This is a genomic window from Methylobacterium sp. Leaf111, from assembly GCF_001423285.1.
Lineage (GTDB): Bacteria > Pseudomonadota > Alphaproteobacteria > Rhizobiales > Beijerinckiaceae > Methylobacterium.
Window position 1 is genome coordinate 39,182 of the sequence record NZ_LMNE01000017.1, and the last position, 14,901, is coordinate 54,082.

A 14,901-nucleotide genomic window follows, 5' to 3' on the forward strand; every position below is an offset into this window, starting at 1 on the left:
GGAGGTCTGAGCGGTGGCGGACGATTCCGATCCGGAAGACAAGACCGAAGACCCGACCCCGCGGCGGATCGAGAAGGCGATCGAGCAGGGCAACGTTCCCAACAGCCCCGAGATCAACACCTTCTTCATCCTGGCCGCCTTCACCATGGCGCTGCTCATGGTGTCTGGCCTGATCGCCAGGAACTTGGTGCCGAGCCTGCGGGGCTTCCTGATGAACGCCCATGCGGTGCCATCGGATTCGGCGGCCTATACCGAGATGGGATTGCGCACGCTGATCATCTGCGCGCAGGCCCTCTGTATACCAGTAGGTCTCGTCCTGGTCGCGGGCTTGGCCGCCGGTCTCGTCCAGCATCCGTTCGTCTTCAGCACGGAGGCGGTCGGCCCGAAATGGGACCGGGTCTCGCCGATGGCGGGCGTCAAGCGCGTCTTCGGGATGGAGGCCCTGTTCCAGTTCGTGAAGGGGCTGGCCAAGCTCGGCATGGTCGGGGTCGTGGCCGGCACCATCCTGTGGGGCGAGCGCGACCGGATGGAGGTGTTCGCGCGCCTCGACCCGAGCGCCGTCCTGGCCGCGATCCTGACCCTCGCCCTGAAGATGATGGCGGGCATGCTCGCGGTGTTCGTCGCCATCGCGCTCGGCGACGCCGTCTACCAGCGCTTCCGCTGGCGCCAGCGCCTGCGCATGTCGAAGGAAGAGATGAAGCAGGAGCACAAGGAGAGCGAGGGCAGCCCGGAGGTGAAGGGCCGCATGAAGCAGATCCGGGCCCAGCGCGTGAAGAAGCGCATGATGGCCGCCGTCCCCACCGCCACCGTCATCGTCACGAACCCGACCCACTACGCGGTCGCCCTGCGCTACGAGGCCGGCATGGCGGCCCCCGTCTGCGTGGCCAAGGGCGTCGACTCGCTGGCCCTCAAGATCCGCGCGGTGGCCAAGGACCACGACGTCCCGATCCTCGAGAACCCGCCCCTGGCCCGGGCGCTGCACGCCACCGTGGAGATCGACGCGGAGATCCCGGCGGAGCATTACCGCGCGGTGGCCGAAGTCATCGGCTACGTCATGCGCCTGCGCCCGCGGGCCGCGTGAGGATTGGCGCTTGCGCTCGCCACGCTTTATGCACCCTCTTTCGCGAGATTTCTCGGCGACATACGCCGGTTTGCCCTTGCTGCGTGCGAAAGCGAGGGGCTAACCGGATGAGCTTCAGGGATGGGTCGGCGGCGGATGGTTGAGTTCAGCGGACACGGTAAGCCCGCGTCGAACGCGATCGATCGTTCCGAGCGGCCCGGGCGCGTCGGGCTGCTCCTCGTGCTGGCGGGCCTGCTCGTCGGTGCCGCCGTGGGCCTGTCCTTCGTCGCGAGCGAACAGGCCCAGCCGCTGATCCTCGGGCTGCTGGCGCTCCTCGCCATGGCGGGCGTGTTCTGCCTCTTCGCCCTCGCCATCGGGGCGATCCAGCTCGCCGGCCAGACCACCCGGGACGACATCACCAAGGCGATCGTCGACGCCGCGCCCGAGGGCGCGATCGTGGTGGAGGAGGGCGGGCGCCTGATCTACGCCAACGAATCGTACCTGCGCATCGCCGGCGGCGAGACCTTCGCCAGCCTGCGCCCGGTGGAGCGGGTGTTCGTCGGCTCGCCGGAGGTCTCGGAGGCGGTCTACCGCCTCGCCCAGGCCTCCCGCGACGGCCTCGGGCATGCCGAGGAGATCCGGATGGCCCCGCCTCCGGGCAGCGCGGCCGAGCGGGCCTTCGCCTGGTTCCGCATCAGCGTGCGCCCGATCGAGCGGCCCCGTCGCCCGGCGACCCTGTGGACGGTGAGCGACATCACCCACGAGCGCGAGCGCCAGGAGAACGTCTTCCAGGAACTCCAGCACGCGATCGACTATCTCGACCACGCCCCCGCCGGCTTCCTCTCGATCGATCCGACCGGCGCGATCGTCTACATGAACGCGACCCTCGCGGCCTGGCTCGGCTACGACCTCGCGACGGTCGGCTCCGGCGGCCTGCGCCTGCCCGAGATCGCCCCCGGCGCCGACGTCCTGACCGCCTCGGAGGGCCTGCCGGGCGAGGTCCGGACCGACCGGTTCGACCTCGACCTGCGCCGCCGCAACGGACATCCGCTGCCCGCGCGCCTGTACCATCGGGTCGCCTTCGGCCAGGACGGACGGCCCGGCCCGTCGCGCACCTTCGTGCTCAACCGCTCGGCGGGTGCCGAGAGCGACGAGCCGCAGCGGGTCGCCGAGGTGCGGCTCGCCCGCTTCCTGAACAACAGCCCCATCGCCATCGCGACCCTCGACCAGAGCGGCCACATCGCCCGCGCCAACGCCTCCTTCGCACGGCTGTTCGGCGGGCTTCCGCGCCAGGCCCTGCCCGATGGGCGCAACGACCTCCAGGGCGAGCCCACCATGTGGGATGCCATCGCCGAGCGCGATCGCGCCGGCCTCGAGGCGGCCCTGGGCAAGGCCGCGGCCGGTCTCGTCGAGGTGCAGCCCATCGAGATCGCACTCTCGGGCCCCGGCAACCGGTCGGCCCGCGTCTGGCTGAGCCCGGCGGGCGGCGAGCCGGCGGGCGGCGGCGGCCGGGACGAGGCCGAGCAGAGCGACCGCGAGCGGGTCATCCTCTATGCCCTCGACACCACCGCCCAGCGCCAGCTCGAGCAGCAGGTGGCGCAGGCGCAGAAGATGGACACGGTGGGCCAGCTCGCCGGCGGCATCGCCCACGACTTCAACAACGTCCTCCAGGCGATCATCGGCTACTCGGACCTGCTCCTGGCCAGCCACCGGCCGACCGACCCGGCCTTCCAGGACATCATGCAGATCAAGCAGAACGCGAACCGGGCCGCGAGCCTGGTGCGCCAGCTGCTCGCCTTCTCGCGGCGCCAGACCCTGCGCCCGGAGGTGATGAACGTCGGCGAGGCCCTCTCGGACCTCACGCTCCTGCTCAAGCGTCTGCTCGGCGAGCGGGTCGACCTCGACCTGAAGCACGGGCGCGACATCTGGCCGATCAAGGCCGACGTGAACCAGTTCGAGCAGGTGATCGTGAACCTCGCGGTGAACGCGCGCGACGCGATGCCGGAGGGCGGCCGCCTGCTGATCCGCACCGCCAACGTCGTCGACGAGGCCGTTCCGAGCGAGAACCGCGTCGGCATGCCGGTGGGCGACCACGTGCTGATCGAGGTCCTGGACACCGGGCAGGGTATTCCGCCCGACGTCATGGAAAAGATCTTCGAGCCGTTCTTCACCACCAAGGAGATCGGCAAGGGCACGGGCCTCGGCCTCTCGACGGTGTTCGGCATCGTCAAGCAGAGCGGCGGCACCATCGACGTGCGCTCCACGGTGGGGGAGGGCACCGCCTTCCGGATCTACTTCCCGCGCCACGAACCCGCCGCCGAGCCCGCGCCCGAGCCGGAGCTCGCGCTGGCCCCCCCGACGGGGCAGAGCACCGCCGCGATCGCGGCCACCCGGCTCAAGGGCGGGCCGGACCGGCCACGCCCAGACGGCGAGAAGCCCGCGCCCCGCAAGCCGGCGCCGGACCATACCGGCCAGGGCGTGATCCTGCTGGTGGAGGACGAGGACCCCGTGCGCGCCGTGAACAGCCGCGCCCTGTCGGCCCGCGGCTACACCGTGCTCGAAGCCGCCTCGGGCCTCGATGCCCTGCGGATCATCGCCGAGACCACCGAGACCATCGATCTCGTCGTCTCCGACGTGGTGATGCCCGAGATGGACGGGCCGACCCTCCTGCGCGAACTGCGCAAGCAATCCCCCGACCTCAAGGTCATCTTCGTGTCGGGCTACGCCGAGGACGCCTTCCGCAAGAACCTCCCCGACGGCGAGGATTTCAACTTCCTGCCCAAGCCCTTCAGCCTGAAGCAGCTCGTGGAGACGGTGAAGGAGACCATCGCCCGCTGAGGGCCGATGCGGGGGACGACGTCGCGCCAGGACGCGCGATTTCTTCCGCGTCGGCCTTGCCCGATGAGAACAAAACAGGTACACAATCGGCAACCGGGGCGCATTGAGCCTTGCACCTCCCCCATGCATAAGGATGCCGACGAATGGCCCAGCCCGCGCTGAAAGTTGTGGATTCCCCGATGGTGGACAAGGACAAGGCGAAGGCGATCGACGCCGCGCTGTCGCAGATCGAGCGGGCCTTCGGCAAGGGCTCGATCATGCGCCTGGGCAAGAACGACAAGGTCGCGGAGGTCGAGGTGATCTCCACCGGCTCGCTGGGCCTCGACATCGCCCTCGGCGTGGGTGGCCTGCCCCGCGGCCGCGTCATCGAGATCTACGGCCCGGAATCCTCGGGCAAGACCACGCTCGCCCTGCACACCATCGCGGAGGCCCAGAAGAAGGGCGGCGTCTGCGCCTTCGTGGACGCCGAGCACGCCCTCGACCCAGTCTACGCCCGCAAGCTCGGCGTGCAGCTCGACGACCTCCTGATCTCGCAGCCCGACACCGGCGAGCAGGCCCTGGAGATCACCGACACCCTGGTGCGCTCGGGGGCCATCGACGTGCTGGTGGTCGATTCGGTGGCGGCCCTGACGCCGCGCGCCGAGATCGAGGGCGAGATGGGCGATTCGCAGCCCGGCCTCCAGGCGCGCCTGATGAGCCAGGCCCTGCGCAAGCTCACCGGCTCGATCTCGCGCTCGAAGTGCATGGTCATCTTCATCAACCAGATCCGCATGAAGATCGGCGTGATGTACGGCAGCCCCGAGACCACCACGGGCGGCAACGCCCTGAAGTTCTACGCCTCCGTGCGCCTCGACATCCGCCGCGTCTCGACCCTGAAGGATCGTGACGAGGCCATCGGCAACCAGGTCCGCGTCAAGGTCGTGAAGAACAAGGTCGCGCCGCCCTTCAAGCAGGTCGAGTTCGACATCATGTTCGGCGAAGGCGTCTCCAAGGTCGGCGAGCTCATCGACCTCGGCGTCAAGGCCGGTATCGTCGAGAAGTCCGGCGCCTGGTTCTCCTATGCCAGCCAGCGCCTCGGCCAGGGCCGCGAGAACTCGAAGGGCTTCCTGCGCGACAACCCGGAGATCGCCGGCAAGATCGAGACCTCGATCCGCCAGAATTCCGGGCTCGTCGCCGAGAAGATCCTCGAGAACGCCAAGCCGACCGAGGACGAGCTCGACGAGGGGGAGGCCTGAGGGCCTTCCGCGCTCCCGGAACGGGATGGCGCGGCTCTCAAAGCCAGAAAAAAGGCCGCCGGGCACGATGCCCGGCGGCTTTTCTCGTTCCTGAATCCGCCGGTCAGCCCGGAGGGAGAACGTCGACCTGGATCGCCGCGTAATAGGCGGCCAGATCGGCGATCTCGATGTCGCTGAGAGGCTTGGCCACGACGTTCATGATCTCGTTGCGCCGCGTGCCGTCCCGATATTCCTTGAGCGCCTTTACGAGGTACGGTTCGACCTGACCCGACAGGTTCGGAGCCTCGGGGAGCTTCGAGACCCCGTCGAGGCCGTGGCAGGTCTGGCAGGCCACCGCCGCCTTGCGGCCGGCCTTCGCGTCCCCCGCCCACGCCCCGTGACCGAGGAGCAGGATCGGGAGGACGCCCAGCAAAGCCGCCCGGACGGGCCCCGCGGTTCCGGAGACGGACCGCACGCTACTTGCCCTCGTAGGAGATGCGGTAGATCGCGCCCGCCGTGTCGTCGGCCACGAGGAGCGAGCCGTCGAGGAGCACCGCCACGTCGGTCGGGCGACCGAGATACTCGCCGTCCTGCGTCAGCCAGCCCTCCGCGAAGGGCTTCGGCGCGCCGGCCTTGCCGTCCTTGTCGATGGGCACGAACATGATCCGCGCCCCGAGGGGCTGGGTGCGATTCCAGGAGCCGTGCTCGGCGGTGAAGATGCCGCCCTTGTAGGAATCCGGGAACTGACGGCCGTTGTAGAAGGTCATGCCGAGATCCGCCGCATGGGGCGGCAGTTCCGCCTGCGGGAACACCACGTCCTTCGGCGGCGTCTCGTCCTTGTACTCGACGGTGCGGACCTGTCCGCCGCCGAACCACGGGAAGCCGAAATTCTCGCCGGCCTTGGCGATGCGGTTCAGCTCGCCGGGCGGGATGTCGTCGCCCATGCCGTCGACCTGGTTGTCGGTGAACCACAGGGCCTTGTCGGCGGGGTTGAAGTCCATGCCCACCGAGTTGCGGATGCCGGTGGCGTAGACCTCGCGGTTCTTGCCGTCGGCGTCCATGCGGATGATGCCGCCGATGCCGGTCTTGGCATAGAGGTCGCGCTTGGCGGCCGGGGGCACGTTGTAGGGCTGGCCGAGGGAGATGTAGGTCTTGCCGTCGGGCCCGACCCGGCACATCCGGGCGGTGTGGTTGTAGCTCTCCTCGGCGGCCGGAATCAGGTCGCCCTGCTTCACCAGCACGCCGGCGGCGACGTCGGGGCTCTCGTAGAAGAATTCCGCCGCCGGGAAGGACAGGACCCGGTTCTGCTCGACGATGGTCAGGACGCCGTCCTTGGAGAAGCAGACGCCGTTGGGGATCTTGAAATCGAGGCCGGGGGCGAAGGCGCGGACCTCGTCGGCGACGCGGTCCTTGTCCCGGTCGGTGACCGTGTAGACCTTGCTCTTGCGCGTTCCGACGAACAGCACGCCGGCATTGGGCCCGACCGCGATCGAGCGGGCATCGGGCACCACGGCGTAGAGGTCGATCTTGAAACCGTCGGGGAGCTTGATCTTGGCCAGCGTCCTGCGCAGGGCGTCGGCGCGTCGGCCGGTCTGCGGGATCTCCGGCGCCTCCGCGGTGCCGGTGCCCTGCATCCCCGTGAGCTTTTCGAGGGCGTCGGCCTTCGCCTTGGTCTCGGCGGGCGCGGCGCCCTGCGCGCGGGCGCCGGCGGTGAACGCCAGCGCGGCGCAACCGGCCAGCAGCGTTGCGGTGAGGACCGATCGCATGGATGTCTCCCGAAGTCCGCCCGCATGGTCGGGGCGGTTGAGCCCCGACGATATGCGCCTGCCGGGCGCGCCGGCAAGGGGCGGGCAGGCGGGGGGCGGGCCGGCGAGGGGCGGGCAGGCGGGCGACGGCGCGACCACGCCTCAGGGCGTGTAGGGCAGCAGCTTGATGAACAGGCCCCACAGCACGAACAGGATGCCGACGATCGAGACCAGCCAGACCAGGGAGCGGACCTTCGGGATGCCGAAGCCGTAGACGGGCAGGTAGACCAGCCGGGCGAAGAAGTAGAGGTAGGCGCCGAGGACGACCGCCGTGTTGTGGCGGCCCGTCGCCACGCAGGCGAGGACGAGGGCGGCGAAGATCGGGAAGGTCTCGAGGTAGTTCTTCGACGCCTTCTCCAGCCGGCTCGCGGCGCCCGTCACCTCGGGCGTCGGCCCCTCGCGATTGCCGGACGCCCAGCCGAAGCCGCCCCGCTGCTGCACGCCGCTCGCGGAGGCGGCGACGATGTGGACCAGACCGAGCAGGCAGGACCAGGCGAGGAGGCGTATTTCGACCGGCATGGGGCGATGTCCCTGAGAAGAGGTGCGGGGTGTTCCTAGCTCGGCCCTGGGCAAAAGCGAAACCCGGTCGTGACTTGCGCCGGAACGCTCCTTATGAGTGCGCCTGCGCGGCGGAGCCCCTGGATACGGGATGTTCGGCGCGCAGCATGCGGCGCGCCGGAGCGTTCCGGGGCGCCCGTATGCCGGCGGCACCCTACGACAGAGTTGTGATGCGATGAGCGGCGTCAACGAGATCCGGTCGACCTTCCTCGACTACTTCGCGAAAGAGGGCCACGAAGTGGTGCCGTCCTCGTCGCTGGTGCCGCGCAACGACCCGACGCTGATGTTCACCAATGCCGGCATGGTGCAGTTCAAGAACGTCTTCACCGGTGTCGAGAAGCGCGCCTACGACCGCGCCACCACGGCGCAGAAATGCGTCCGCGCCGGCGGCAAGCACAACGACCTCGACAACGTCGGCTACACCGCCCGGCACCACACCTTCTTCGAGATGCTCGGCAACTTCTCCTTCGGCGACTACTTCAAGCCGCGGGCGATCGAGCTGGCCTGGAACCTGATCAACAGGGAGTTCGGCCTGTCCAAGGACCGGCTGCTGGTGACGGTCTATGCCGACGACGACGAGGCCGCCGGTCTCTGGCGCAAGATCGCGGGGTTCTCGGACGACCGCATCATCCGCATCGGCACCTCCGACAATTTCTGGCAGATGGGCGATACCGGCCCCTGCGGCCCGTGCTCCGAGATCTTCATCGACCAGGGGCCGACGCTCCAGGGGGGGCCGCCCGGCTCCCCCGACGAGGACGGCGACCGCTTCCTCGAGTTCTGGAACCTCGTGTTCATGCAGTACGAGCAGGTCGAGCCGGGCAACCGCCTCGCCCTGCCGCGCCCCTCCATCGACACCGGCATGGGCCTCGAGCGCATGGCCGCGATCCTCCAGGGGGTGACGAGCAACTACGAGACCGACCTCTTCCGCGCCCTCATCGACGCCGTGAGCCACGCGGTCGGTCGCCCGCCCGAGCCCGGCACGCAGGCCTCCTACCGGGTCATCGCCGACCACCTGCGCGCCGCGTCCTTCCTCGTGGCCGACGGCGTGCTGCCGGGCAACGAGGGCCGCGGCTACGTCCTGCGCCGGATCATGCGCCGCGCCATGCGGCATGCCGAACTCCTCGGCTCGCGCGAGCCGATGATGTACCGCCTCGTGCCGACGCTGCTGCGCGAGATGGGCCAGGCCTATCCCGAACTCACCCGCGCGGAGGGCCTCATCGGCGAGACCCTGCGGCTGGAGGAGACCCGCTTCCGCCGCACCCTGGAGCGCGGCCTCGCGATCCTCGACGCCGAGAGCCGCGACCTGCGCTCCGGCCAGAACCTCTCGGGCGAGACGGCCTTCACCCTCTACGACACCTACGGCTTCCCCCTCGACCTGACGCAGGACGCCCTGAAGGCGCGCGGCATCGGCGTCGACACGGACGCCTTCGGCCAAGCCATGGAGCGCCAGCGCAAGGCCGCGCGTGCCGCCTGGACGGGCTCGGGCGAGGCCGCCACCGAGACGGTCTGGTACGGCCTGAAGGAGCGCGTCGGCGCCACCGAGTTCCTCGGCTACGAGACCGAGAGCGCCGAGGGCATCGTCACCGCCCTGCTGCGCGACGGCGCCGAGACCGGGAGCCTGACGGCGGGCGAGACCGGCCTCGTCCTCGTGAACCAGACCCCGTTCTACGGCGAGTCCGGCGGCCAGGTCGGCGACACCGGCACCCTGTCGGCGGCCGGCCTGAAGGCGCGGGTCACCGCCACCGAGAAGAAGCTCGGCGATCTCTTCGTCCACCACGTCACGGTGGACGCGGGCACGCTGTCGCTCAACCAGGCCGTCGAACTCGCCGTCGACCACGGCCGCCGCGCCGCGATCCGCGCCAACCACTCGGCGACGCACCTGCTGCACGAGGCCCTGCGCCAAGTGCTCGGCGACCACGTCGCCCAGAAGGGCTCGCTCGTCTCCCCCGACCGCCTGCGCTTCGACTTCAGCCACCCGAAGCCCATGGACGAGGCCGAGATCCGGGCCGTCGAGGACATCGCCAACGCCGTGCTCCTGCAGAACACGCCGGTGGTCACCAAGCTGATGGCCGTGGACGAAGCCATCGAATCCGGCGCCCGCGCGCTGTTCGGCGAGAAGTACGGCGACGAGGTTCGCGTGGTCTCCATGGGCGCCCCGATCGCGGGCGAGGGCGGACGCAGCAAGGCGTTCTCAGTGGAGCTCTGCGGCGGCACCCATGCGGGGCGCACCGGCGAGATCGGCCAGGTCTCGGTGGTGGGCGAGAGCGCCGTCGGCGCCGGTGTCCGCCGCATCGAGGCCCTGACCGCGGATGCCGCGCGGCGCCACCGCGTCGAGGAGAGCCGGACGCTGGCGCAGATCGCCGGGCTGCTGAAGGCCGCCACGGCCGACGTGCCGGATCGCCTCGCGGCCCTGATCGAGGATCGCCGGCGCCTGGAGCGCGACCTCACCGACGCGCGCAAGAAGATCGCCATGGGGGGCGCGGGCGCGGGCGGCGACGACGGCATCGCCGAGATCGGCGGCGTGAAGGTCATGGCGCGGGTGGTCGAGGGCGTGGAGATGCGCGACCTCAAGAGCCTCGCCGACGAGGGCAAGACCCGCCTGGGCTCCGGCATCGTCGCCATCGTGGGCGTCGCCCCCGACGGCAAGGCCGGCCTCGTCGTCGGCGTCACCCCGGATCTCACCGAGCGCTACGACGCCGTGGCCCTGGTCCGGGCCGGCGCGGGCCATCTCGGCGGCAAGGGCGGCGGCGGGCGCCGCGACATGGCCCAGGCCGGTGGTCCCGAGGGCGCGGGGGCCCAGGCCGCCATCGACGCCATCCGCGCCGCCCTCACGGCCTGACACGCCCGCGCCCGCCCCTCCGCTTCGTCCGGGGGGCGGCGCGCGCTCAGTTCACGCGCTTCCAGGTCTGGCTCTTGCAGAACACGCTCATCACGCAGCCCGAGACCTCGACGATGTCCGCCCCCTTCAGCGTCAGAGTGCCGGCGTAGGTCTTGCCGTCGTTGGGATTGTAGAGCGTGCCCTCGTAGCCGTTCGCGCCGGCGGTGCGGGTGTCCATGATCTGCACGCCGACGAGGCTGCGGGTGCGCAGGGACGGGTCGGGGTTCTTCGCGTCGAGGCCCGGACCCGCGACGCTCGCCAGCGTCCCGCAATAGCCGTTGCCGCAGCGGCTGATCCGCACCTTCGAGGCGCCGGTCTCCGTCAGCCACAGCCCCGTGGCGTCCCGTCCCTGCTGGGCCGAGACCGCGCCGCTCAGCAGAAGCGCGATCGCCCCTGCACAGCCTGCGCTCCGCAACACCCGTCCCGTGATCGCCATGTCGGAAATCCTCGCCCTGCGCGTTCGTCGGGCGGGGGCATAGCGTGCGTCTATTCCACTGGCCAGACCTTCGGTCGGCCGTGACGGCGGGGCCGCCTCAGGCGCGGGCCAGGACGGCGCCGGTATAGGTCTCGCCGACCTCGCAGAGCGGCAAGCCGTCCGCCCGCAGCAGGAGCGCCTCGATCGCGAAGAGCGGGTCGGCAGGCCCGGCGGTGTCCGGACGGTCCCCCGCGGGCAGGAGGCGCAGGGACAGGGTCCGGCGGGTTGGCGACAGGTCGTGCACGACGCGGCCGAAGGGCACCGTGCTGGTCTCCAGCAACCGGTTCATCGCGGGCGTGAGGCGCGACGGGACGTACCAGTTCTCCGCCTCCGACAGGACGAGCGCGCCGCAGGTCAGGCGGACCCGGCGGTAGCGCACCGGCACCGTGCGCGGCAGGGCGAGGCGCTCCCGCTGCACCGGGCTGGCCGGCCGCTCCGGCGCCGGGACCGCATGGGCGACCAGGCCGGGGGACTGGGCGAGCCCTCGGGCGCGGCACCAGTCCTCCAGAACCGCCGTGGCACTCGGACCGGCGCGCAGCCGGTCACACAGGTCCTTCAGGAGGGTGGCCGCAGCAGGGATCGTGACCGGGTCGCCGGGGAGGGACGTCGCCATGAACACCGAACCACGTCCCATTCACCTGCACCGCGCGTCGTCGTGGCCGCCGCACGTGCTCACACCGCACCGCCATACGCAGCACGTGCGAAAAGGTCTACGTCGATGTCCGGACGGGGGGAGGGGAAGTTTGGTGGAGCCTAACGGGATCGAACCGATGACCTCTTCCATGCCATGGAAGCGCTCTCCCAGCTGAGCTAAGGCCCCACTCTCGACACCCGGGGTTCTGGATCACCCGGGTGGGTCGTCCGCAGCGGAGAGGCCTGAGCCGCACCGGCGATGGCGGTGACATACTGGGATCGGGCCGCCGCCTCAACCCCTATTTCGCGGTCCGGGCGATTTCCTGCGGGCGACGTCCAGAGGGATCGCGCGCCGTTCGCAGCGCGGAGGCCAAACGCCGAAAGCCGCGCGACGCGGATGCATCGGGCGGGGCCAGGGGCAGGGTATGTCGTGGTCTGAATAGAGAGTTGGTGGAGCCTAACGGGATCGAACCGATGACCTCTTCCATGCCATGGAAGCGCTCTCCCAGCTGAGCTAAGGCCCCACTCTCAACACCCCGGCCTCTGGAAGGCCCGGGGTGGTCGTCGTCGGAGGGCGTGTCGCCCACCGCCGATAGCGGTGATGTACTGGGGCTTGTCCGCGGCCTCAACCCCCTTTGTGCCCCGCCGGCAAACTTTTTTGCCGGCGGTTGGGCGGAGGGCGCGGGCGAGCGTCAGCTCTCCTCGTCGTTCTCGATGTCGCCGTCGATCAGGTCGGCCACGTCGTCGTCGCCGGCGTCCTCTTCCTCGAGGAAGGTGTCGTCCGTATCGTCGTTGCTGTCGCCGTCGACATCCTCGGTCGTCGTATCCGCCTCGTCCTCGGCCGCCTCGACCTCGTCGAGGGACACGATCTCCGGACCGCCCTTCTCGGCATCCGTATCCTCGTCGTCATCGGCCGGGGCGGCGTTGGCCCGCGCCGCGAGGGCCGGGGCGGCACGGCCGGAGGCTGCCGCGACCTGATAGATCGTTCCGCATTTCGGGCAGGTCGGAGGGTCGTTGTCGAGGTCGTAGAACTTGGCGCCGCAGCTCATGCATTGACGCTTCAAGCCGAGTTCCGGTCTGGCCACGGGCGAACCTCTAGTACGTGCGATCTTTTGGGAGAGGCGCCCCGTTAGTCGCGTGGGACGCTCCTGTCAAATTCTCTTGCGGTTGACGTACGTTCCACGTCCGTCTTCGGCCGTCCACGGGCGTTTTCCGGGCCGGACGGCTCGGGATGCGCGCCATCGGATGACGGCGGCGGCGACGCATGTTAACCGGCCCCATGATCGGCGCGCCTGCAGAAGCCCGCAGGCGCCCCTGCGCCCAGCCGAAAAGTCGACGCCCGTGTCCCATGATTCCCAGCCGCACCCCCTGACTGCCCATGCGGGCCTGCCTCTCCACGGCAGCCTGCGGCCTCCGGGGGACAAGTCCATCTCGCACCGCGCGATGATTCTCGGATTGCTCAGCATCGGCGAGACCAATGTCGAGGGCCTTCTCGAGGGCGACGACGTCCTGCGCACCGCGGCGGCCGCCAAGGCCCTCGGGGCCGACGTGGAGCGGGTGGGCGAGGGGCGCTGGCGCCTGCGCGGCGTCGGGATCGGCGGCCTGAGCGATCCCGAGGACGTGCTCGATTTCGGCAATGCCGGGACCGGCTCGCGCCTGATGATGGGCGTCGTGGGCGGCCAGCCCGTCACCGCAACCTTCGACGGCGATGCCTCCCTGCGCAAGCGGCCCATGCGCCGCATCCTGGATCCGCTGGTGCGAATGGGAACCGAGGTGGTGCGCGAGGAGGAGGGCGGCCGCGTGCCCCTGACCCTGCGCGGCCCCCGCGAGGCGATCCCGATCACCTACGAGACGCCCGTGGCCTCGGCCCAGATCAAGTCGGCCGTGCTGCTGGCCGCCCTGAACGCCCCCGGGACCACGACGGTGATCGAGGCGGCGGCCACCCGCGATCACACCGAGCGGATGCTGCGCCTGTTCGGCGCCGAGGTCACGGTGACGCCCCACGGCCCCGACGGACACGGGCGGACGATCGCGCTCACCGGGCAGCCCATGCTCCGGGGTACCAAGGTGGTCGTCCCCGCCGATCCCTCGTCGGCGGCCTTCCCCCTGGTGGCGGCCCTCATCGTGCCCGGCTCCGAGGTGACGCTGGAAGGCGTCATGATGAACCCCTTGCGGATCGGGCTCATCACCACCCTGATCGAGATGGGCGCCGACATCGAGCGCCTGCGCGAGCGGGAGGAGGGCGGCGAGACCGTCGCCGACCTGCGCGTGCGGGCGAGCCGCCTCAGGGGCGTCGACGTGCCCCCGGAGCGCGCCCCGGCCATGATCGACGAGTACCCGGTGCTCGCCGTCGCGGCCGCCTTCGCGGAGGGCACCACGCGGATGCGCGGCCTGCACGAGCTGCGCGTGAAGGAATCCGACCGCCTCGCGGCGGTGGCGGACGGACTCAGCGCCAACGGCGTCGCCTATCTCGTCGAGGGTGACGATCTCGTCGTCCACGGCACCGGCGAGCCGGCCCGGGGGGGTGGCACCGTGGCGACCCATCTCGATCACCGCATCGCCATGGCGTTCCTGGTGATGGGCCTCGCCACCCGGGAGCCGGTCACGGTGGATGACGGCGCGATGATCGCCACGAGCTTCCCGAGCTTCCTGCCGACGATGCAGGGCCTCGGCGGCCGGATCGAAGGGTGAGCGCGATGCCGATGGTGATCGCGATCGACGGCCCCGCCGCCTCGGGCAAGGGCACCCTCGCCAAGCGGCTGGCCGCCCATTACGGCCTGCCGCACCTCGATACCGGTCTGCTCTACCGGGCCGTCGCCCTGACGGTGATCGATTCCGGCCACAGCCTCGACGATCATCAGGCCGCGGCGCGGGCCGCCTCCAGCCTGATCGCGGACCGGCTCGCCGATCCGCGCCTGCGCGAGCGCGCCATGGGCGAGGCGGCCTCCCGCATCTCGGCGGTTCCCGCCGTGCGGGCCGCCCTCCTGGCCTGGCAACAGCGCTTTGCCGGCGATGCCAGCGGCGCCGTGCTGGACGGACGCGATATCGGGACCGTGGTCTGCCCCAACGCCCAGGTGAAGCTCTTCATCACGGCCGCGCCCGAGGAGCGCGCCCGGCGCCGCCACCTCGAATTGCTGCGGCGCGGGGAATCCGCGAGCCTGGGCGCCATTCTCGACGATATCGTCGCCCGCGACGCACGGGACGCGCAGCGTTCGACGGCGCCGCTGAAGGCGGCGACCGACGCCGTCCTCCTCGATACCACCGCGCTCGATCCCGACGAGGCCTTCGCGGCCGCCCGGGCCATCGTCGATCGCGCGCGCCCGCACTAGGTTGCGGACTCATAAAGTTCGCAGCCAGACCCGGATGGCGGCGAGTTTGACGCTGGCAAGAAAGTTGTCGGGATCCTTGTCGTAGCGGGTAGCGACGGCGCGGAAGTGCTT

The 14,901-nt window shown here is 70.4% G+C and carries 12 protein-coding genes, 2 tRNA genes and 1 pseudogene; 6 read left to right on the forward strand and 9 right to left on the reverse strand.

The genetic code is table 11. From position 1 onward, the window contains the following. Positions 1-13 precede the first annotated feature (13 nt). The 3 genes from flhB (at position 14) to recA (ending at position 5,133) form a co-directional block, all read left to right on the forward strand. Positions 14-1,081, forward strand: a complete 1,068-nt coding sequence (flhB, locus tag ASF41_RS11895) for a flagellar biosynthesis protein FlhB (protein WP_056493471.1) — start codon at positions 14-16, stop codon at positions 1,079-1,081. Positions 1,082-1,216: 135 nt separating this feature from the next. Then, positions 1,217-3,898, forward strand: a complete 2,682-nt coding sequence (gene cckA / locus ASF41_RS11900) for a cell cycle histidine kinase CckA (RefSeq protein ID WP_056493474.1) — start codon at positions 1,217-1,219, stop codon at positions 3,896-3,898. Positions 3,899-4,041: 143 nt separating this feature from the next. Beyond that, positions 4,042-5,133, forward strand: a complete 1,092-nt coding sequence (gene recA, locus ASF41_RS11905; RefSeq protein ID WP_056215830.1) for a recombinase RecA — start codon at positions 4,042-4,044, stop codon at positions 5,131-5,133. A gap of 103 nt (positions 5,134-5,236) precedes the next feature. Here recA and ASF41_RS11910 read toward each other — a convergent pair whose 3' ends face one another. The 3 genes from ASF41_RS11910 to ASF41_RS11920 form a co-directional block, all read right to left on the reverse strand. Further along, entirely contained in the window at positions 5,237-5,587 is a 351-nt protein-coding gene (locus ASF41_RS11910) for a c-type cytochrome (RefSeq protein WP_407067276.1), read from the reverse strand. A gap of 1 nt (position 5,588) precedes the next feature. After that, positions 5,589-6,878, reverse strand: coding sequence for a sorbosone dehydrogenase family protein (locus ASF41_RS11915; protein ID WP_056274106.1), 1,290 nt, complete (start codon positions 6,876-6,878; stop codon positions 5,589-5,591). A gap of 141 nt (positions 6,879-7,019) precedes the next feature. Continuing rightward, a complete protein-coding gene (locus ASF41_RS11920; RefSeq protein WP_056493477.1) occupies positions 7,020-7,436 on the reverse strand; it encodes an MAPEG family protein in 417 nt (138 codons plus the stop codon). 214 nt (positions 7,437-7,650) lie between these two features. On the opposite strand from ASF41_RS11920, the gene alaS reads away from it, so the two are divergent. After that, a complete protein-coding gene (gene alaS, locus ASF41_RS11925) occupies positions 7,651-10,314 on the forward strand; it encodes an alanine--tRNA ligase (protein WP_056493480.1) in 2,664 nt (887 codons plus the stop codon). A gap of 46 nt (positions 10,315-10,360) precedes the next feature. On the opposite strand, the gene ASF41_RS11930 is transcribed toward alaS, so the two are convergent. The 5 genes from ASF41_RS11930 to ASF41_RS11950 all read right to left on the reverse strand — a co-directional run bounded on the left by ASF41_RS11930 (position 10,361) and on the right by ASF41_RS11950 (position 12,546). Continuing rightward, positions 10,361-10,789: a DUF2147 domain-containing protein gene (locus ASF41_RS11930; protein WP_056493483.1), complete on the reverse strand. Its 429-nt coding sequence runs from the start codon at positions 10,787-10,789 to the stop codon at positions 10,361-10,363. 97 nt (positions 10,790-10,886) lie between these two features. Continuing rightward, positions 10,887-11,441, reverse strand: coding sequence for a hypothetical protein (locus ASF41_RS11935; protein ID WP_056215956.1), 555 nt, complete (start codon positions 11,439-11,441; stop codon positions 10,887-10,889). Positions 11,442-11,572: 131 nt separating this feature from the next. After that, positions 11,573-11,648: transfer RNA gene (locus ASF41_RS11940), tRNA-Ala, on the reverse strand. A gap of 261 nt (positions 11,649-11,909) precedes the next feature. After that, positions 11,910-11,985 (reverse strand) — tRNA-Ala (locus tag ASF41_RS11945). Positions 11,986-12,153: 168 nt separating this feature from the next. Next, positions 12,154-12,546: a TIGR02300 family protein gene (locus ASF41_RS11950; protein WP_082487898.1), complete on the reverse strand. Its 393-nt coding sequence runs from the start codon at positions 12,544-12,546 to the stop codon at positions 12,154-12,156. Positions 12,547-12,802: 256 nt separating this feature from the next. Between ASF41_RS11950 and aroA the strand changes: the two genes are divergently transcribed. Both aroA and cmk read left to right on the forward strand, forming a co-directional pair. After that, a complete protein-coding gene (gene aroA / locus ASF41_RS11955; protein WP_056493486.1) occupies positions 12,803-14,152 on the forward strand; it encodes a 3-phosphoshikimate 1-carboxyvinyltransferase in 1,350 nt (449 codons plus the stop codon). Positions 14,153-14,157: 5 nt separating this feature from the next. Further along, the gene (gene cmk, locus ASF41_RS11960; RefSeq protein ID WP_056215952.1) at positions 14,158-14,790 is read left to right on the forward strand and encodes a (d)CMP kinase; all 633 of its coding nucleotides are present in this window, start codon (positions 14,158-14,160) and stop codon (positions 14,788-14,790) included. 9 nt (positions 14,791-14,799) lie between these two features. Here the strand turns inward: cmk and ASF41_RS25410 are convergent. Next, positions 14,800-14,901, reverse strand: a pseudogene (locus tag ASF41_RS25410) (IS5/IS1182 family transposase); the annotation flags it as partial.

Bases quoted from the DNA above. Each gene is read 5' to 3' on its own strand.
- cckA (WP_056493474.1), top strand. From the start codon at position 1,217: ATGGTTGAGTTCAGCGGACACGGTAAGCCCGCGTCGAACGCGATCGAT.
- recA (WP_056215830.1), top strand. From the start codon at position 4,042: ATGGCCCAGCCCGCGCTGAAAGTTGTGGATTCCCCGATGGTGGACAAG.
- ASF41_RS11915 (WP_056274106.1), bottom strand. From the start codon at position 6,878: ATGCGATCGGTCCTCACCGCAACGCTGCTGGCCGGTTGCGCCGCGCTG.
- ASF41_RS11920 (WP_056493477.1), bottom strand. From the start codon at position 7,436: ATGCCGGTCGAAATACGCCTCCTCGCCTGGTCCTGCCTGCTCGGTCTG.
- alaS (WP_056493480.1), top strand. From the start codon at position 7,651: ATGAGCGGCGTCAACGAGATCCGGTCGACCTTCCTCGACTACTTCGCG.
- ASF41_RS11930 (WP_056493483.1), bottom strand. From the start codon at position 10,789: ATGGCGATCACGGGACGGGTGTTGCGGAGCGCAGGCTGTGCAGGGGCG.
- ASF41_RS11935 (WP_056215956.1), bottom strand. From the start codon at position 11,441: ATGGCGACGTCCCTCCCCGGCGACCCGGTCACGATCCCTGCTGCGGCC.
- cmk (WP_056215952.1), top strand. From the start codon at position 14,158: ATGCCGATGGTGATCGCGATCGACGGCCCCGCCGCCTCGGGCAAGGGC.